A 19,773-nucleotide genomic window follows, 5' to 3' on the forward strand; every position below is an offset into this window, starting at 1 on the left:
CATAGAATAGATTAAATGCAATATACTGTATTCTTTCACAGACCACAGACTTCTGTACGCTTCAAAACGCACTTATTTATATTGGGGGATTAAGAACTTAATATTCACGGTTAAAACACCTCGGGAATGACAGGTTTGTTAAACGTTAACACTCGCATAGCTGTAGCCGTATCGATAATAACAATATCGACGTTTTCTGAGGTTAAAATATTGAACACATATGCAATACTGAGATTACACACTAAATAATTGGATAAACCATTTCTATTTGTCTCTGCGAATGAACGTTCTATCATCACAAAATGTAAACGGCTACAAAGACTAAGCAGTGCTTCAACCTTTTCTGAACTTAAATAAATGAATAACACTTGCTACACACACTAAGCCAAAAAGGAACAAGTTCATCAAAAAGGCACTACTCCAATCGGCAATTGATATATAAGTTGAAAACAATAGAATAGAAAATATAGCGCCACTAAAGAAAAAATTTCTTAAATCTAGCTTTAAGGTAAAATAACGATTAACTAAAAAAAGTGCGTAAATTATCTTTATAATATATGAGGACAAAAATGCGATTCCTATACCAATAAGCCCACAGTAATTAATAAACACTATAGATTGCACAAGAAGAACGATATTAAAGACAGCAGTATCAAAGTAGATAACTCGTATTTCACTTTTTGCCATCCATGTCATGGCAAGCACTTCTGCAACCACCTTTAAAAATGCAGCAACAGCCATTAATTTCACAAAATTCACTGATGCTAAAAACTCATTTGAATATAGAATTGGTATAATTTCATTTGTGAAGGTAATGATAAACATCAACATTGGTGCTGCAAGTAACATGACGAAGAATAGTTGATCGTTAACAATTTGGTTAACTGGATTGCCATCCGCAAAAAATTTAATTAACTTTGGATAATAATCTTTAGTTAACGTTACCAGCACTAAGCCTATATATAGAGATGAAATCACCCAACCAACTTGAAAATATCCTAATTCTTCCCCACCCAAATTAGTTGTAATAACGCTCCTCAACCATAAAAATATAAATCCAGTAAATAACACTGCAGACATATTAGCTAAGCCAAAGCTAAACGTTGACTTTACAAATTCAACCCCTATTTTGAATGCTAACTTAACATTAATTTTAGGTAGGCGAACTCTATATAGGAAATAACTACTGAGTAAAGCAATACTTGCTTCATAGGAAATTATATAATAAACAACACCATCAATCCCCATCAAGTAGGCGATAATGATTGATGCTACGGCACCGAGTATGCTTCCCAACAGACCGACTAAAACCTGTTGTTTAATTAATCGAAGACCATTCAAAAAATTACTTTGTACACGGAAAAGAATATTCAACAGAACTGCTATACCTATTAAAGATATAATATGATCGTTATCAGATGCTCCTAACAATGCCTCAGATATAGGTTTAGAAAATATAAATAAGATCAAGCCACCAATAAAACCTAATAAAAGTGTCATCAAAATGAGAGCTACTCTTAAATTTGCCAGGTACTCTTTATCCTCTTTTTTTTCTGCCACTTTTCGTAAAGTAGATGCGTCCATTCCCATAATAGATAAGGTAGAAGCTTGCACACTAAGGTTACTTAATATTCCACTTAAACCAACTCCTAAAGGGCCAAGTAAAACAGCAATCACTTTTGCTCTTAAGATACCTACAATTAGTTTTACAACCGATTCTGAACCAAAAATAGCCATGACTTTAAATAGTTGGTTGTTTTTATTTTTATTGATGTGAAAGCCCCTTGATTTTACTAAATGATTATCAAAAATATGACTATAGAACAATTAAGGTGAGCTATGGTGGGATAACATCATCTTAGTAAATACAGATAGATAATGCTGCTTTTTATTTAACTCCCCCTGAAGGGGGAATTGAGAGATTCTTAAGTATTATCACTCTCATAGCTGTAGTTGTAATAACCGTAGCTGTAACGGTTACTGCCGGTTTTTTCTACAGCATTTAAGATAGTCCCTTTAACCTCCACGCCTGCTTGAGCCAGCCGCTGTACTGAAATTTCTATTTCTTTAGTGGTGGTTATGTCAAAGTGGCCGATTAATAAGGTGGTACCGCAGTGTTCGCCAACGATGCCTGCGTCTGTTACGGCTAATACTGGTGGAGTGTCGACAATAACGATATCGTAGTTTTCAGCGGCCCAATCTAGTAAGGCTTTAAATCGTGGATGTAATAACAGTTCCGAAGGGTTAGGCGGGACTTTTCCTCTAGTGATAAAGTCCATGTTTTGTGAGGTTAGATTTTTTATCGCCTGCGCAATGCTGATATTACCCACTAAATAATCTGATAAGCCATTTTCATTGCTTTGAGAGAGTGAACGTGACATTCCCCCTTTACGTAAATCCGCATCTATCACTAATACTTTTTGTCCCGCTTTGGCTATCACCCCGGCTAAGTTTCCGGATATAAATGACTTACCAATACCAGGTGATGGACCGCAGACCATCATGATATTATTTTTTGCTTCCATCATGACAAAATACAGGCTGGTGCGCAGGCTGCGCAGTGCTTCAACAGCTAAATCGGCACCATTCACCTCACACAACAAAGTATCCAATATTTTGGTACGCTGCTTATTTTTTTTCTTTGCATTGATATCTTTATCTATCTGCACTTGCCCCGCTGATTTAGGGATGGAGGCATAAACAGACAAACCCAAAGCTTCTATTTGATCTGGTGACTCTATACCACGATGAAAAGCTGATTTTAATAGAATATAAGCTACACTAAGCATGCCCCCTAACAGGGTAGCCATTACTACTATTAAGGACTTTTTAGGTTTAATTGGCCCTCCAGATACTCTGGCATTATCTAAAATACGTACATTACCCACTGTACTTGCCTGTATTATGCTGAGTTCCTGTTTTTTGTTTAACAGTTGCAGATAGATTGCTTGATTCACTTCAACATCACGCATTATACGCAGTATCGCTTGCTGTTTTTTAGGCAGTTTCTGAATTTTATTATTAAGCGCGTCACGCTGTGACTCAAGCATTTTTCGTTTATCTAACAATGCAATATAAGTAGGATGTTCTTTCGTAAAGCTTTGTGACATGTCACTTTCTTGAAAGATTAAGTCATTCAGTTGTGCTTCCAGCCCAACCATTTGTTCTAACATAGATGATGTCTCAAAGCTTAAATTAATAGAATCATTGTTTTGTTTGTAACGATTCAAAGCATCTTCAAAGGCAGTCAATTTTTGTTTCATTTCTGGCAGATTTGTATTGATAAAATCTAAACTACTTTTTGCTTCTGCTGCATTACGGGCCAGATTTTGTAAATAATAGTTGCTGGTAATGTTATCCAAAATATTTTGTATTTGTATTCTATCTGACCCCGTAAAAGTGAATAATAACATTCCTGTGTCACCTTTTTCACGGATACTTAAGCTGCCTTTTAACCAATTAATGGCATTCAGATCTGAACGTATGCCAATATTGAATTTTTGATTATTTTCACCAGTGATCTGCTCGACTAGTAATCGATAACCGTCTTTTTCTGCCAATACGCCTACCTTACCCGATAAAATGATCTTATCTTGAGCATCGCTCAATTGGTAAGTTCCGAGCTTATTATCGAGCAAGGTTAAAGAATGCATTTTCTCCTGAGCATCCTTCGGTAATACATAATGAGAGATATTGATAACCCCTTCATGTCCTCTTATTCTGGCAAAGCCCTTACCAAAATAAGGAAAATAAATGGGTGCGGCAACTCTGGTGAGATTGAGTGCATTAACGGTTTTGCTTAAGACCATTCTTGAGGTGATAATTTCAATTTCAGTCGCCGCTGAGGATTCTTGAGAAAAAACCTCTCCCATACCACTGATCATAGAAACTGGGCCACCGCCTTTTTGTTCAATTTGTACTAAGGCATCTGCCTGGTAAATAGGCGTTAGCGATAAGGCGTAGACAATACCAACAGCCATAAACATAGCAGTAACAAGTACTACAAACCATTTTCCATCGAGTAACACACCGACTAATTTACCGAGATTGATATCGTCACTGTTGTTGCTGTTTTGTTTTCTGACACTGGCGGACTGTTTTTCCGCTTTATCTGCTAATAAAACGCTCTTCAAGTTACTTATTTCAGCCACTAACTTACTGATGTCTGAGCTGTTTTGATTATTCGATTGGTCTTCTCGGTCTTTATTAATCATTATTTATTTCTTTTTTGATTTTTTTGCCACTATTCGATAACAGCTTCAGTCATCGAATAGTGGTAAATATAAAAGGGGATTTATTTTAATTCGTTTTTTTTACACACTATCACACAACCCGCAGCTTATTTGTTAGAAAGTCACTTACCAGTTCTGGATACTTAAGATGCTATTAGAAAGATTATCAAATCCACTTATGGAGGGTAATAACTGCGCCATAACACGATTCCAACGTGTCAGTGGTGCCGCTGTCACATAGACAACATCATAGGGCTGTAATTCAAATCCGGTGCCCGTCATCAGGGCAGTGGCATCGGTGACATCTAATTGATAAATATTAGCAATAGAGGAGTCAGCCGCATTAGTTTCAGACTGAGGTTGATTTTTTTGTTGATAACTTTTTAAAAATTCTTGATTTGGCGCATCGCGCTGCGCACTGCGGATCACAAATACACCCGTGGCGTCAGCACTTATTTCATTAATGCCACCGACACTGGTTAAGGCTTCAGTAATGCTCATACCGGAACGATCGATTTTAAGCAGACTCGGGCTGCCAACATCACCTAGCACAAATATTTTTTGCTCATCATTATTGGGGATATGCAGAATATCCCCCTCCTGCATCAGGCGGTTTTGAGTTAACTCACCATCTTGTATTAATTTATAAAGCGAGATGCTTTCTGACTGACCTGCTCGGGTAAGGGTGACGTTACGCCAATCAGCGACTTCCGTTAAACCTCCGCCTTGATTGATGGCATCGAGCAGGGTTAATGGCACATTGGTAATAAATTGTTGTCCGGGTTGTACTATCTCACCTATCACATAGACTTTTTGCGAACGAAAAGCGGCAAGATTAACATCCACTTGCGGCGAATTAACGAATTTGCTCAGTTTATCTGCGAGCAATTTACCGATTTCAACCACTGTTTTGCCCTGTACATCAACAAAACCGACATAGGGGTAAAATATTTTCCCATTGGAATGTACCCAATGTCCAGCTTCCTCTGCACTACGATAAGAGCCGGCCGGAATGGTTAATTCAGGGTGCCCCCAAACAGTAATGTTTAAGACATCACCGGCTCCAACACGATATTCGTATTGTGCCACTTTTTTATCTAAGGCTGGGTTAGTTTGCAGTTGACCATGAACGTTAGAATTTTCACTGTATTGCCGCACAAAGGAGGGAGATAAAGGGTAGACATTGACCGATTCTATTTTTTGATTATCGGGGGTATTAGTTTGCACGATATTTTTGTCGCTGACAGTCAGATGGGAGCCTGGAATAGTACAACCCGTCACGATAATAATAGAAATTAATGGTAATAATATTTTAGATACAATTTTCATTTTTTTTCTTATAGTTGAGAGCAGTAAAAAGTCAGTTTAAGATCAGGATAAAACATAATTCAGCCAGTTTATGATTTTAGATTTGTTTGTCAGGAATTTTTTAGAATAGTTTTAGGCATGCTACCGCCCCTAAATCACCAGGATCTAGCAGGGGTAAATAAAAAATAGAGTTATTATCCATATTTTTATGACTCAGGTCAAATTAACATTATTGTTTTTTGATTTTTTTGTACTATGCATAACACATTTAAATCAGTGCTATAAATTCAACGATAGTTCAGTTTTATCGTCAGCACTCGCATCAGTACTATCAAAAAATTCGGCTCTGTGTACTTTTTCACCAAAGCCCTAGTAAATTAAGGGTTTTACTTGGTAGTGCATGCACACACCGTTGGGCCTGAGACTTTAGGCTTCACCTTTATTTCCTAGAAACATAGTTTTTTTGCAGGCTTACACGTGAGGTGTTTGATTTGATTTTTATTGTTTCAGATCTGCTCTTCATAATACGGTGATGCAGCATTGTTTTTTTTTAGGCTTTTGTTTGAGGCATGAGGTTTAACTTTTTTTGTTAAGTTTTTCGCCTTTGACGGCGAGGTGATGTCGTATTGGTTTTGTAGGGTGCGCTCCGCGCACCGATTTGGGTGGTGATGACACATTAGGTTTTTTTAGGCTTTAGCTTGAGGCGTCTGGTTTAACTTCGAGTTGCGGGCTTCGAGCCTTTGAGCTTTGAGCTTTGAGCTTTGAGCTTTGAGTACGCTACCGCCACCAGAACGTGCAATTCTAGAGTGGTATTGGTTAAACTATTCTGTGCATTCTAAGGTCATTGTGTGAAACTTTTATGACAGTCGCTGTTTTTTCTTGCCACACTCTGCGTGATGATGCCGCACTGCTTATTTGTAGGCTTTCGCTTGTGAGGTTTTGGTTTAACTTTCTTGGTTGGTCTTTCGCCTTTGATGGCGAGAAACCGAAATGCAGTTCGTAGGGTGCGCTCCGCGCACCAATTTGCGTGGTGATACCATATTGATTATTCGTAAGCCTTCGCTTGTTAGCTTTTGGTTCAACTTTCGTTGTTGGTCTTTCGCCCTTGATGGCGACTTTACTTCTCTTTGAACGAGGAATTCGTCGCCGCATTGGTTCTTTGTAAGCCTTCGCTTGTGAGCTTTTGGTTTAACTTTCTTTGTTGGTCTTTCGCCCTTGACGGCGACTAGACGATGAGAAACCGAAACGTAGTTTCGCAGTTCGAAGGAGTCATGTTCTTTGAACGGCCAAAGAGAAGTAAGCAAGAGAAAAGCCGCCCGAGACGTTTTTTTATCTTGCGCTGCCCACCTGTTTTTAACGCACCAGTTCGGACAGCACATCCCTGTGCAGAGCCGAACTTAGGGGAAACAACAAGGGCACGCAGAGCTTAGCCCGCTCATAAACCTGAACTGACGTTCAATTCACTCCTATTTCCCCTTGCTAAAACAGGCGTTCACCACAAGAAAAACGGTCGGGAATCTTCGTAGCCGCATTGGTTTGGTTTATTTATAAAAAGGCTTAGTTTAACTTTCTTGGTTGGTCTTTCGCCTTTGACGGCGAGGTGATACCGCATTGGTTTTTTGTAAGCTTTCGCTTGTGAGCGCTTGGTTTAACTGTCTTGGTTGGTCTTTCGCCCTTGACGGAATGGTGATGCTGCATTGGTTTTGTAGGGTGCGCTCCGCACCGATTGTTGCTGCTTGCGGTGCATAGAATGCACCCTACCGATAACTGCCCGCCTGCTTGGATCTACGTGGTGGTGACGCATTGGTTTTTTATACGCTTCCGCTTGCTAAAGTTATCGTTCGGATTAGAAAAATGGACGGGAATCTTCGTAGCCGTATTGGTTTGGTATTCTAATGTATTGGATTTCCGATTAAGTGACTTCAAGAATGACAGGTTCCGTCATCTTCAAAGTGTTTTGTTGAAGATCTCGTTGAGTCATGGTGCTACCTGCTGGAGTGCTGAAGGCCAGTGTATTCTTGGAACTGAGCCTTCAGGCTCGGCTATTTATTTGCGGTGAACTAACAGATTGACTTTTGCGCTATGTGCGCTGGTAACGGCAGGCAGAGCTTAGCCCCTTAATGACGGGGAATGATGGAGGGGGGGCGGAACTAAGCCTTCAGGCTCAGCTTGTTTAGATTCTTGATTAAAAGATCTTAGGAATGACACTGCCATTATTCACACCTCCGAGAGTTTTTGATCGGAGGTCTGAATTGAACTGACTAAGCGCTGCGGGCCGTTAGCCATTTATCGGTCATTCTCTATTAAATATTTTTTCAAGTTGATTTAAACCACTTTCAGCAAAATCAAATAGCGCTGAGTAGGTGGCTTTTTTTATCACTGCTCGGATAATTTCAGGCTCGATATTCAAATAGTCATGTACCAATGCATTTCTCATCCCAATTATTTTACGCCAAGGCACTTCATTAACGGATTCAACACCTTGCTGCGATAATTTTTCAAAAGCAGAATAAGCATCTGCGGGAGCCACTTTATTTAGGGCATAACACCAATGCTTGGCGATGCCGATACAAGCCTCTATAAGCACTTGCAGTGTCCGCTCCGATGCGCGATATTCATAACGACTTAATACACGCTATTCTGTAATTTCAGTTAAGCCTTGTAATTCACTTTTTAACCCTGCGAGGTGCTCGCGCAGTGAAAAGATATAGGTATCATCCATAAATAACCTTCATGTTTTTGTAGTGATATAAATGATCTATTTCCCATTTCGACATGATGCGTTGCTGTTCTTGAAGCTGCTTGGAAATATTTTTACTTAATAATAACTGACCACTTTTAAGCACTGACATTGCGATTGGAATAGGTGCATTATTCATATCTAAGATACTTAAATCACCTTCCTGCAAATTTAGTTTTTTTTGCCATTCGATGCCTAACAACTCAGGACGTATTCTGCGCTCAATGACGTCATCAACCCATGTTTTAAACACAACCGCTAAATCGATATCGCTATGCTCATGCGCACACCCTTTTGCGTAAGAGCCATAAAGCCACAGCACTTCAATATCATCATGTTCTTGAGCAAGTTTTAATATTTTCGGTTTTAATTTTTTGAAATTCATCACTGCACCTGAAAAAACTCGGGGGACAACTCTTTTATTTTGCCGTTCTTTTTTTATTTACTTTTTACTACAGTAACTATACGGCGAACCAGTGAATAATGCACTTTAATATGATCCCCTATTTGCTGTATTCTTTAACTGCCCGCCTGAAGGCGGGATTCCAATTTGGTGATACCGCATTGTTTTTTGTAGGCTTTCGCTTGTGAGCTTTTGGTTTTAATTCTTAGAGGGAGTTTCGCCTTTGATGGCGACTAGACGATGAGAAACCGAAACGCAGTTTCGTAGTTCGAGGGAGTCATGTTCTTTGAACGGCCAAAGAGAAGTAAGCAAGAGAAAAGCCGCTCAGACGTTTTTTTATCTTGCGCTGCCCTACGCCTTTCAGGTCGTTGTCGTAAATTCCAACGTTCAAATTTTTTCCTGAAAAATTTGTCGCTCCATGTTTCCTCTTGCTAAAACAGTCGTTCATTGCAAGAAAAATGGACGGGGATTCGTAGACGCATTGGTTTGGTTTATTTATAAAAAGGCTTGGATTTCCCCGCTTTTATATGAAATAAAAGTATATATCCCAAACATCCAAGGCATCTGATTTAACTTTTATTGTTGGTATTTCGCTTTCTTTATTGTTGTTGCCACACTCTGCGGATGATGCTGCATTGGTTTTTTGTTGTTCGTAGGGTGCGCTCCGCGCACCGATTGTTGCTGCTTGCGGTGCATAGAATGCACCCTACCGATAACTGCCTATCTGTTTCTAACGCACCGATTCGGATCTGCGTGGTGGTGATACATAGGTTTTTTGTAGGCTTTCGCTTGTGAGCGCATGACTTAGCTTTTATGCTTTTATTGTTGGAGTTCTGCCCTTGATGGCGAGTAGACGATGAGATTCCCGACAGGACAACTCGGGAATGACTCGGGAATGACTCGGGGTGGGGATTTGGGAATGACGGGGCTTTATTAGCTAAGCCCGCCTGAAGGCTGGATACCAAATGGTGTTTCACCTGAAGACGAAATTCCGGTATTTTTCGGAACTGAGCCTTCAGGCTCGGCTGTTTTTCTAAAGCAGATGCGGTTAAGCCAGTGCCTGTTCGAAATCAGCTATTAAGTCGGCGGTATTTTCGATACCAATTGAACAACGTACCATGGCCTCACTGATGCCCATTTCCTGGCGGGTCGCAAGTCCCATCTCATGATAGATTGTCGGTGCAACCGGTAAAGCTAAGGTACGGTTATCACCCAGGTGGGTTGCGCTGATCACCAGTTTCAGTTTATTTAATAATTCACAACAATCTTCACCGGCAATAAGATCAAAACTTAACATTGCCCCGAAGTCTTTAAATAAACGTTTGGCGGTTTGATGTTGAGGGTGATCTTTGAGTCCCGGATAATAGACCTTGGCAACTTTCGGATGCTGCGCTAAGAATTCCGCTAATATGCCGGCATTTTCACACTGGCGCTGCATGCGCAGTTCCATTGTTTCACTGCCGACGGAAATAAGGTGTGCGGTTTGCGAACTGATACAAGCCCCCATATCTCTTAAGCCTTTTTTCTTTATTTGGCCTATGCCCCACATTTTGCTGTCACCCGTGCGGTAAGCTTCAAAAATATTCGGGTAAGTTTGCCAGTCAAATAATCCGGTATCGGTGACTGAGCCGCCCAAGGCATTACCATGCCCGGCAACATATTTAGAAAGGGAGGTGATGATCAGGCTTGCTTTGACTTTTACCGCATCAAACAGGTAACTGGAAGTCAACGTATTATCAACTACATACACTAAACCTTGCGCTTCACAAAAATCACCAATCTCATCTAAGGCGCTAATTTGAGTCGCGGGATTCGCGATAGTTTCAACAAAAAGCATTCGGGTATTAGGTTGCTGTGCGGCTTTTACTTGTTCAATGTCAGTTGAATCTACAAAAGTAACTTCGATACCATAACCTTCAAGCGTACCAATCATGCTTCTGGTATTGCCAAAAAGATAATGGCTGCAAATAAGGTGATCACCGTTTTTTAACAGGGTTAAAAATGTGGTCACTATTGCGGACATGCCGCATGAAAAAACCAGCGTCGCTATGCCATTATCCATCTGTTTTATTTTATGCTGCAATGCATCAATAGTGGGTGTGGATGAGCGCGCATAAGCATGACCCGGCTTTGTACCTTGGAAAACATCAATTAAACCCTGCACATCTGCGAAGCCATAGGGGACAGAATTATGGATAGGAGCATGTATTGCACCATATTCTAATTCCAGAAGATGGTCTGAATGCACTATTTTTGTTGTAAATCCTTGTTCTGACATCAAAATTCCTTGGTAATCTAATTAAATTCAACGGTGCGAGCATTATACAGAGATAGGGAACTAAATTAAAATCCATCTATAGAGCATTTTGGTCTTTTTTAGTCCTTTATTGAGGGGGACAAAAAACCGCTTAATAAATTAATCGGTTTTTTCGCAAGACAGTTATTATACCAAAAGAAATTAAATTGTGATCTGAAGTTAATTAATGGAATGGGTAGAGTGCATTCTATGCACCGCAGGCAGCGGCAATCGGTGCGCGAAGCGCACCCTACGGGCTGGTCTTTCTCTGTGTAGCGCGCAGTGCCCTCTGTGTTAGTCCCTTTAAAGTGCTGTTCAGGCTTAAAAGCAACAGGCGCCGAACCTGAAGGCTCAGTTCCGAGAGCTGGTGCAAACTTTATCATTTGGAACCACGCCTTCAGGCGGGGCTATGTTTTGTAAAAAACATCCTATCAAAAATGATTATGCCAAAGGAACTGGTGTTTCTCTGTGTAGCGCGCAGCACCTCGGTATTTTCTGTGGTAGTCCCTTTAAAGTGCTGCTCAGGCTTAAAAGCAACAGGCCGAGCCTGAAGGCTCAGTTCCGATCGTGTGTGCAAACTTTATCATTTGAAATCATTGATTATAAATTTAATGCGTTTGGTATTATTCGGGAAGGGCAAAAGAAATTCAATTGTGATTTTAAGTTAATTAATAGAATGGGTAGAGTGCATTCTATGCACCGCAGGCAGCGGCAATCGGTGCGCGAAGCGCACCCTACGGGCTGGTCTTTCTCTGTGTAGCGCGCAGTACCTCGGTGTTAGTCCCTTTAAAATGCTGAAAACACAAAAAAACCGCTGTTAAGTACACGCCTAAATTGAAATCCCGCCTTCAAGCCTTCAAGCCTTCAAGCCTTCAAACTTTCAAACTTTCAGGCTTTAAAGCAACAGGCGCCGAGCCTGAAGGCTCAGTTCCGAGAGCTGGTTGCACACTTTTGGTTTGGTATTCTTAGCTGTCTTGGTTGATACGGCTGGCGACGGCGCCCTGCTGGTCTTGGTATTTGGCATCAACACGTTTGTTATAGGGTCTGGCGGCGGGCGCGGATAACATTTCAAAATTTAAAGCGGCGATGGTCATTTCAGGTCGTAATGCCAAAGGTAATTTACCACTGTTATAAAACTCTAAAACAATTTTGCCTGACCAGCCCGGATCAATTCGATGCGCAGTAACATGTACCATCAGCCCGAGACGCGCCAGTGAAGAACGGCCATCCAACCAACCAACAACATTGTCCGGTAAAGTGACATTTTCATAGGTCACGGCCAGGGCCAGTTCTCCTGGATGCAGGAAAAATGATTCGTTTTTTGCAATAATAATAGGTTCGCTCATCACTTTATCAAGTGCAGAAGATACTTCTTCTTTCGGTCCGGAAAGGTCAATATAGGGTGTTGTATGTTCGCTAAAAACTCTGAATTCATTACCTAAACGGATATCGACGCTAACACCTGAAATTGCGGATTTTGGTGGCCTTGGCGTGATCACAATTTTTCCTGCATCTAAATATTCTTCAATATGAGTATCACACAAACGCATTTAATTTATTCCTTAGCGGGTCAGTATTGAGCATTATACATACTCAGGGAAACAGATAATATTTTATTATGGGCATAAAAAAAGGCAAGTCAATGACTTACCTTTTTATTCAAATAGAAAGAACTAATTAAAGTTCAATCGAAGCAATATTAAAGCGCTACGATGTTTTCTGCTTGTGGGCCTTTTTGACCTTGAGTAACAGTAAACTGTACTTTTTGGCCTTCAGTCAAAGTTTTGAAACCTGTGCTTGCGATAGCGCTGAAATGAGCGAAAACGTCAGGACCATTTTCTTGCTCGATAAAACCAAAACCTTTAGACTCGTTGAACCATTTTACTGTACCAGTAGTTGTAGACATAATTGTAACCTATTTTATTTAGAGTAATTTAACCTTGTGTTCAAGGTAGTTTGCTAGAAGTTTTGCTATTACTTATGATGTATAGGAGTCGGTACATAATACGGAACATCGAACATAAATATAAAACGAACTTACAAGCTACATTAAGTATATATGTCTTCTAAAGGTAGTCAACAGCTATTTAACAAAACAGATAAATATAATAAAATAGTCAATAATAAAGCACCCTTAACTCATTGTGTTGTTTTCTGTTTTTATTGATTTATTTAAAGAGATATTGTTTGCTTTTGTTATACCAAAAGAATTTAGGAAGTGGTCAATGATTGCGAAGGAAAAATCAGCACTAATAAGGCGAGAGTTGCATTCGATCATTGCTCTCACTTCACAAAAATCGTATGGAACGATTTTGAACAGCTTTAGCTGACCACAAAGTGGTGAAGAACAGGATGTTCTGAATAAAACTCACAACGCAGTTAGGGATGATTTTAACCAGCAAGGGTGAGCATCTTTTTAGTTCTTTTGGTATTATAGTAACTGACTTTTTAATAAGGATTATTAATGACTATATGGATTGATGCTGATGCTTGCCCGGTACCGGTAAGAGAGATGGTCTTACGAGCAGGTCAGCGCACCGCCACTGCATTGGTTTTTGTGGCTAATTCACCTTTACCTGTACCCAGACGCGCGTTGGTTAAAACCGTGCAGGTGGCTCAGGGCTTTGATGTGGCAGATAACTATATCAGCCAACATGCAGAGCTCAATGATCTGGTGATCACACAGGATATACCGCTAGCGGCTGAAATTGTCGAGAAAGGTATAACCGCACTTAATCCAAGGGGAGAGCTTTATACTGAGGCGAACATTCGTCAGCGTCTGGCAATGCGTAATTTATCGGAAGAGCTAAGAAGTATGGGGCAGATTAGTGGCGGCCCAAATAAATTTGGAGACAAAGAGAAGCAAAACTTTGCCAATGCTTTGGATCGTTGGCTGCAGAAATCTATCGGCTGACGACTGAAAGCTGTCGGCTATCAGTAAAGGGCGAGATCGGCTATCAGCTGTCGGCTGTCAGTAAAGGGCGAGATCGGCTGACAGCTGACGACTGACAACTGAAAGCTGACGGCTGCCCTAGTGCGTTATATAATACGCGGCGCGGCCATTAATCTATCGGTTCGAAGCTGCTGCGCATCTTTCTCTTTGCGGTTCTCACAAGGCTCAGGACAGTCGCACTCTTTATCTATGCCCACGGAGGCAAGTCCTCCGCAGCTGCCGCCAATGGTTTTTTTATCAAAAATGTAACCAATTGCCATGCCCGCCACAACCAGTAGAAAAACGGTAAAGGTTGCCAAAAAATAAATCATTTTTTCTCCTCGATAAAAAAAGGTATAAATTCGGAAGTGTAATATTCGCTGATATTATCACCTTCTTTAACCAGCAAATAAACGGCTAAATGGTATTTTTTTGCAAACGCTAATCCCGGCTCAGGCCCAAGTACGGTTATCGCGGTCGCTAAACCATCTGCTCTCATGCTGCTTTTATTAATCACGGTCACCGATACCAGCTTGTGGTTAATAGGTTTGCCGGTGTTGGGATCGATAGTATGAGAGTAACGTATGCCATCAGATTCAAAATAATTACGGTAATCACCCGAGGTTGCTATCGCATTATCACCCACATTTATTACCCGCTGAACACTTTGACCTTCAAGCGGTCGCTCAATAGCCACTATCCAGGGATTATTCTGCGGTTTTTGCCCTTTTAAGCTGAGTTCGCCACCAATATCAACCAGGTAATTATTAATGCCTATTTCCTGCAGGTAAGCGGCAATAACATCCACCCCGTAACCTTTAGCAATGGCTGACAAGTCGACATACAGTTCAGGAATTTCCTTACTGATGGTATTGCCGTTAACACTTAGATAGCGGCTTCCCACTATTTTTTGTGTTTCGGCAATCAACTCTGCAGAGGGAATTTTATTGGCTTTTTTATTCGGGCCAAAGCCCCATAAATTCACCAGCGGACCGACGGTCACATCAAATGCTCCGTTGCTCTGCTCAAATAAGGTTAAGGACGCTTCAATCACTTGCCGTGTTGCCGCAGACACTTCTAAGGACTTTTCCGCTCGATTAAAACGGGATAATTCAGAGTCCGGGCGATAGGTCGACATTTGATCATTAACTAATTCAAGTCGTCGATCAATATCGGATTGTAGCGCTTTAATTGAAAATCGGTTGTCGCCCTGCTGCTGCGCACTTAACACATATTTGACCTGATAATATGTGCCCATGGTATTTCCCCGCACTTCTACAATCTTCGGGTCAACTTTAGCGCATGACGAAATAAAAAAGGCCAGCCCGATTAAGGCCAGCCAGTGTGATACAGATTTAACCATTAAAATTAACCACCAAAATCATCAAGGGCGATATTTTCATCTTCAACGCCTAAATCTTTAAGCATTGCAATAACGGCAGCATTCATAACCGGTGGACCACACATGTAGTACTCACAGTCTTCCGGCGCTTCGTGCTCTTTTAAGTAATTTTCCAACAATACATTATGAATAAAACCAGTGTAACCGTCCCAGTTGTCTTCCTTTTGCGGATCACTTAACGCCACATGCCACTCGAAATTCTCATTTTCAGCTGCGATGGTGTCAAAATCTTCGACATAAAACATTTCTCGTTTAGAACGTGCGCCGTACCAGAAACTGACTTTACGCTTAGTTTTCAAACGACCGAACTGATCGAAAATATGTGAACGCATTGGCGCCATTCCAGCACCACCACCGATAAATACCATTTCATTTTCGGTCTCTTTGGCAAAAAACTCACCAAATGGTCCGGAAATAGTCACTTTATCACCCGCTTTTAAGCTGAAAATGTACGATGACATTTTGCCACAGGGTAATGACATATCTCTTGGCGGCGGTGTTGCGATACGCACATTGAGCATTATTATGCCGGCTTCATCGGGATAGTTTGCCATTGAATATGCACGAATGGTTTCATCATCAACTTTGGATTCCAGTTTAAAGAAGCCAAAATGCTCCCAGTCACCACGATATTGCTCTTCAATATCAAAATCACTGAATTTCACGTGGTGTGCAGGTGCTTCAATCTGAATATAACCACCCGCTTTAAAAGGAACCGTTTCTCCGTCAGGTATTTGTAATTTAAGCTCTTTAATAAAAGTTGCCTGATTATCATTAGAGATAACAGTACATTCCCATTTTTTCACACCAAAGATTTCTTCGGGCAATTCAATGTTCATGTCTTCTTTAACACTGACCTGACAAGCCAGACGTTCGCCTTCTTTGGCCTGTAATTTATTAATGTGATTTAATTCAGTGGGAAGGATATCTCCTCCGCCTGATTTAACTTTAACGCGACACTGACCACATGTACCACCACCACCACAGGCAGAAGAGATAAAGATACCCGAATTTGCCAGAGCACCTAGCAGCTTGCCGCCAGCTTCAGTAATAACGGTTTTTTCCGCGTCATCATTGATAGCTATTTCAATATCGCCTGAGCTTACCAATTTTGCTTTAGCTGCCAAAATAATGACAACTAAGGCTAAAACAATAATAGTAAACATGGCTACGCCGAGAAATATTTCCATCGACTTTGTTCCTTGTTTTAAGAGGGGCGAACCCCTCGATATGTTAAATAATTACAGTTGGATACCAGAGAAGGACATAAAGGCGATTGCCATTAGTCCTGCCGTTATAAAGGTAATTCCCAATCCTCGTAATCCTGCTGGTACGTCTGAATATTTCATTTTTTCACGGATAGCCGCTAATAAAACAATAGCCAACATCCAACCAACACCACTACCAACGCCATAAACAACCGATTCAACCAAGTCATATTCACGTTGTACCATAAAGGCTACACCACCAAAAATGGCACAGTTAACGGTAATAAGCGGCAGGTAAATACCGAGCGCCTGATACAAAGCCGGAAAGTATTTATCCAATACCATTTCCAGAATTTGTACCAATGCAGCGATCACGCCAATAAAGGTAATGAAACCTAAGAAGCTAAGATCAGCGGCCGGTAAACCAGCCCATGCCAGCGCACCCGGCGCGAGCAGATTAAAGTAGATAATCTGGTTCACTGGTACTGAAATACCCAGCACAACAATAACCGCTACGCCCAAGCCCATCGAGGTTTTAACTTTCTTGGAAACAGCAAGGAATGTACACATCCCTAAAAAGAAAGCCAGTGCCATATTTTCCATGAAAATAGAACGGACAAAGATACTAAGATAATGTTCCATTTGAGTTACTCCTTAGGCTCGACTTGGTCTGGTTTAATCGTCCGGAAAGCCCAGATAATTCCACCAACAATAAAGAAAGCACTGGGTGCTAGTAGCAATAAACCATTACTTTGATACCAACCGCCATTCGAAGTTAAGGGTAAGATTACGAAACCATATAAAGAACCAGAACCAAACAACTCACGGAAACCGCCGACAAGAACAAGAATCAAGCCATAACCTAAACCATTTCCTATGCCATCCATAAAGCTTGCGATGGGTTTATTCTTCATCGCGAACGCTTCTGCTCGACCCATTACAATACAGTTAGTGATGATTAAACCCACATAAACCGATAATTGCTTAGAGACCGAAAATGCGTAGGCTTTCAAGAATTGGTCAACCACAATTACCAAAGACGCAATAATAGCCATCTGTACAATAATACGCACACTATTAGGAATGTAATTACGAATAGTAGAGATAAAAAAGTTAGAAAATGCAGTTACAAAAATCACTGCCGCGGTCATTACAACGGCGTTTTCTAATTTACTTGTTACGGCTAACGCGGAGCAAATCCCTAAAATCTGTAATGTAATCGGGTTATTGCCTATTATTGGCGAAGTTAAAATCGCCTTTATTTCATTAGATTTAGCCATTTGTTAGCGCTCCTTGGCGAAATTTATTAAGAAATGGACCAAAACCCTGCTCTCCAAACCAAAAAGTAAAAGTATTTTGAACACCACCACTGGTTATTGTCGCACCTGACAAAGCATCAATTTTATGCTTAGAATCCGGCGCAATGTCCCCTTTCACAACTTGAATGGCAGGGTTGCCCTGGGCATCAAATAACTCTTTTCCCGGCCAAAGTTTGACCCAGCGTGGATTTTCAACTTCCCCGCCTAATCCCGGCGTTTCACCCTGTTCATAATAAGTGATGCCTGCAATCGTATTACCATCTGTTTTTACAGCAACAAAGGCATACATGGTTGACCATAAACCCGCACCATGGACAGGCAGAATAACACGCTGCAATTTACCCTGATCATTTGACACAAGGTATACAGTGGCTAAATTAGCCCGGCGACCAATGCTTGCAATATTCTCTTTTCCGTTGAGCTTAATACTGCGCTGTGGATCTTTTGCCGCTTTACGTTGATCATAATCTTCAGGATCAACACCTTCAGCAAAATTTCCGCTGCTTAAATCAACTAAACGCGTCTCTATATTAGAAGAAAATATTTCTTTATTGGTTTTATCGGTTTGTAAACCGGCGACAGCAAGAATATTGTTCTGTTTATCTTTCGCTTTATTTGCTAATTGCATATCGCGAAGACCAACAGCAGAACCTGCAACAATGACTGAACAGACCAGACATACCGCCAGCACAACCCCGATCGTTTTACCGAATGTTTCTTTATTAGACATTACGCGCTAACCTCCGTTTGATATTCCCTTGCACCACAAAGTAATCGAATAGTGGAGCAAATAAATTGGCGAATAAAATTGCCAGCATCATACCTTCAGGGAAAGCTGGATTGACGACACGAATTAAAACCACCATCAAACCTATCAGAATACCGTACAACCATTTGCCTTTATTGGTAAAGGATGCCGAAACCGGATCGGTTGCCATAAAGATCATACCAAAAGCAAAACCACCCAGAACAAGATGCCAGTGCCAAGGCATTGCAAACATTGGATTAGTATCACTACCAATAAAGTTAAACAGTGTTGAAACAGCAATCATGCCGAGCATCACACCGACGATAATACGCCATGAAGCAATCCCGGTAATAACGATAAATGCCCCGCCGATTAAAATCGCCAGCGTAGAGACTTCACCAATACTGCCCTGCATATTACCAAGGAAAGCATCCATCCAGGTCAAGCCTGATTGTGCAACCGAGTCTAAACCACCTTGCGCTGCCATACTCAAGGGCGTTGCCCCGGAGAAACCGTCAACCGTAGTCCAAACCGCATCACCAGAGATACTGGTCGGGTATGCAAAGAAGAGGAAAGCACGACCGGCCAGAGCGGGATTCATAAAGTTACGACCCGTTCCACCAAAGATTTCTTTTGCTACAACAACACCAAAGGTGATACCTAAAGCCACTTCCCAAAGAGGAATGGTCGCAGGAAGAATCAAGGCAAACAGCACCGATGACACGAAGAAACCTTCATTTACTTCGTGTTTACGCACACTTGCAAACAGGACTTCCCAGAAACCACCGACCAAAAAGGTGACCGCGTAAATAGGTAAAAAGTACATGGCACCAAAGAGAATGTTATCCAACAGACCCGCACCGGAGCCCATTGTGACCCCCAGCAAATCTAAAATAGCAACACGCCAATCATCAAAGGCGGAAAATCCACCCGCGATAGCTTCATTTGCCTGTGCACCGGTATTGTACATACCGAAAAACATGACCGGGAAAGTAGCCAGCCAGACAAAGATCATAATACGTTTCAGATCAATGCCATCACGCACATGGGTGATGCCTTTAGTGACATGCCCGGGAGTATAGAAAAAAGTGGCTGCCGCTTCGTACAGAGAGTACCATTTTGCATAACGTCCCCCCGACTCAAAATGCGGTTCCATTTGTTCAATTATATGCTTCAGATTCATTA

At 41.2% G+C, this 19,773-nt stretch carries 17 protein-coding genes; 2 read left to right on the plus strand and 15 right to left on the minus strand.

Annotated elements, in window-relative coordinates:
- Positions 1-333: 333 nt before the first annotated feature.
- The 6 genes from CXF72_RS06370 to CXF72_RS06400 all read right to left on the minus strand — a co-directional run bounded on the left by CXF72_RS06370 (position 334) and on the right by CXF72_RS06400 (position 10,961).
- Entirely contained in the window at positions 334-1,827 is a 1,494-nt protein-coding gene (locus CXF72_RS06370; RefSeq protein ID WP_101037842.1) for an oligosaccharide flippase family protein, read from the minus strand.
- 98 nt (positions 1,828-1,925) lie between these two features.
- The gene (locus tag CXF72_RS06375) at positions 1,926-4,214 is read right to left on the minus strand and encodes a polysaccharide biosynthesis tyrosine autokinase (RefSeq protein ID WP_101037844.1); all 2,289 of its coding nucleotides are present in this window, start codon (positions 4,212-4,214) and stop codon (positions 1,926-1,928) included.
- 144 nt (positions 4,215-4,358) lie between these two features.
- Complete coding sequence (locus CXF72_RS06380) at positions 4,359-5,561, minus strand: polysaccharide export protein (protein WP_101037846.1); 1,203 nt, start codon at positions 5,559-5,561, stop codon at positions 4,359-4,361.
- 2,272 nt (positions 5,562-7,833) lie between these two features.
- Positions 7,834-8,127 (minus strand): type VII toxin-antitoxin system HepT family RNase toxin, encoded by a 294-nt coding sequence (gene hepT, locus CXF72_RS06390; RefSeq protein WP_232784899.1) that lies wholly within the window; start codon positions 8,125-8,127, stop codon positions 7,834-7,836.
- Positions 8,128-8,254: 127 nt separating this feature from the next.
- Positions 8,255-8,665 (minus strand): type VII toxin-antitoxin system MntA family adenylyltransferase antitoxin, encoded by a 411-nt coding sequence (gene mntA, locus CXF72_RS06395; protein ID WP_101037850.1) that lies wholly within the window; start codon positions 8,663-8,665, stop codon positions 8,255-8,257.
- A gap of 1,066 nt (positions 8,666-9,731) precedes the next feature.
- A complete protein-coding gene (locus CXF72_RS06400) occupies positions 9,732-10,961 on the minus strand; it encodes a cystathionine gamma-synthase family protein (protein WP_101037853.1) in 1,230 nt (409 codons plus the stop codon).
- A gap of 427 nt (positions 10,962-11,388) precedes the next feature.
- Here CXF72_RS06400 and CXF72_RS06410 point away from each other — a divergent pair, with 427 nt between their 5' ends.
- Entirely contained in the window at positions 11,389-11,739 is a 351-nt protein-coding gene (locus tag CXF72_RS06410) for a hypothetical protein (RefSeq protein WP_101037857.1), read from the plus strand.
- 205 nt (positions 11,740-11,944) lie between these two features.
- Here the strand turns inward: CXF72_RS06410 and dcd are convergent, their stop codons facing one another.
- Positions 11,945-12,529 (minus strand): dCTP deaminase, encoded by a 585-nt coding sequence (gene dcd / locus CXF72_RS06415; protein ID WP_101037859.1) that lies wholly within the window; start codon positions 12,527-12,529, stop codon positions 11,945-11,947.
- Positions 12,530-12,678: 149 nt separating this feature from the next.
- A complete protein-coding gene (cspE, locus tag CXF72_RS06420) occupies positions 12,679-12,885 on the minus strand; it encodes a transcription antiterminator/RNA stability regulator CspE (protein WP_101037861.1) in 207 nt (68 codons plus the stop codon).
- A gap of 558 nt (positions 12,886-13,443) precedes the next feature.
- On the opposite strand from cspE, the gene CXF72_RS06425 reads away from it, so the two are divergent.
- Positions 13,444-13,893, plus strand: a complete 450-nt coding sequence (locus CXF72_RS06425) for a YaiI/YqxD family protein (RefSeq protein WP_101037863.1) — start codon at positions 13,444-13,446, stop codon at positions 13,891-13,893.
- A gap of 125 nt (positions 13,894-14,018) precedes the next feature.
- Here the strand turns inward: CXF72_RS06425 and nqrM are convergent, their stop codons facing one another.
- Genes nqrM through CXF72_RS06460 form a run of 7 tightly spaced genes read right to left on the minus strand, consistent with a single transcriptional unit; the run spans position 14,019 to position 19,771 of the window.
- A complete protein-coding gene (gene nqrM / locus CXF72_RS06430) occupies positions 14,019-14,243 on the minus strand; it encodes a (Na+)-NQR maturation NqrM (RefSeq protein WP_101037865.1) in 225 nt (74 codons plus the stop codon).
- Positions 14,240-15,274, minus strand: a complete 1,035-nt coding sequence (locus CXF72_RS06435; protein ID WP_101037867.1) for an FAD:protein FMN transferase — start codon at positions 15,272-15,274, stop codon at positions 14,240-14,242. Before CXF72_RS06435 ends, nqrM begins: the two co-directional genes overlap by 4 nt.
- A gap of 5 nt (positions 15,275-15,279) precedes the next feature.
- Positions 15,280-16,503, minus strand: a complete 1,224-nt coding sequence (gene nqrF, locus CXF72_RS06440) for an NADH:ubiquinone reductase (Na(+)-transporting) subunit F (RefSeq protein WP_101037869.1) — start codon at positions 16,501-16,503, stop codon at positions 15,280-15,282.
- 51 nt (positions 16,504-16,554) lie between these two features.
- Complete coding sequence (nqrE, locus tag CXF72_RS06445; RefSeq protein ID WP_101037871.1) at positions 16,555-17,163, minus strand: NADH:ubiquinone reductase (Na(+)-transporting) subunit E; 609 nt, start codon at positions 17,161-17,163, stop codon at positions 16,555-16,557.
- A gap of 5 nt (positions 17,164-17,168) precedes the next feature.
- Positions 17,169-17,801 (minus strand): NADH:ubiquinone reductase (Na(+)-transporting) subunit D, encoded by a 633-nt coding sequence (locus CXF72_RS06450; RefSeq protein WP_101037873.1) that lies wholly within the window; start codon positions 17,799-17,801, stop codon positions 17,169-17,171.
- Positions 17,794-18,570: a Na(+)-translocating NADH-quinone reductase subunit C gene (locus CXF72_RS06455; RefSeq protein ID WP_101037875.1), complete on the minus strand. Its 777-nt coding sequence runs from the start codon at positions 18,568-18,570 to the stop codon at positions 17,794-17,796. The genes CXF72_RS06450 and CXF72_RS06455 overlap by 8 nt, the downstream gene beginning before the upstream one ends.
- The gene (locus CXF72_RS06460) at positions 18,563-19,771 is read right to left on the minus strand and encodes an NADH:ubiquinone reductase (Na(+)-transporting) subunit B (protein WP_101037877.1); all 1,209 of its coding nucleotides are present in this window, start codon (positions 19,769-19,771) and stop codon (positions 18,563-18,565) included. The genes CXF72_RS06455 and CXF72_RS06460 overlap by 8 nt, the downstream gene beginning before the upstream one ends.
- Positions 19,772-19,773: the final 2 nt, after the last annotated feature.

The organism is Psychromonas sp. MB-3u-54 (assembly GCF_002836415.1).
Taxonomy (GTDB): domain Bacteria; phylum Pseudomonadota; class Gammaproteobacteria; order Enterobacterales; family Psychromonadaceae; genus Psychromonas.